Here is a 360-nt window from a genome sequence, read left to right on the forward strand (position 1 = left end):
TGTTTCAAGCGCCAACTTAGTCATTATAGGAAAATGATCAGAAAAATGCTCGTTATAAGCTTTAAAGCCATTTACGTTAAAAGCTTCATCGGCAAAAATAAAATCTATACGCATTGGAAAAAACTTAAAATCGTGCGTACGTCCAAAACCTGTGCCAGCTTCATCATAAGTATCTTGTAAATTGCCTTTAATTTTACGGTAAACATATGAAAATGCCGTGTTATTAAAATCGCCACAAATAACCATTTTATATGGACACTGTTTTTTATGCATTAAAAACAATTCGGTTTGAAATTGTTGCATTTTAAATGTTGAACTAACACGATTAAATAAACGCTCAGAATCTTCATTTTTTAAATG

General features: G+C 30.8%; 1 protein-coding gene. It reads right to left on the minus strand.

Annotated features, from left to right (window positions below):
• Nucleotides 1-360 (minus strand): endonuclease/exonuclease/phosphatase family protein (locus tag FUA24_RS03845; protein ID WP_187388150.1); only part of this gene is annotated, 360 nt, incomplete at both ends.

It is taken from the genome of Seonamhaeicola marinus (genome assembly GCF_008085455.1).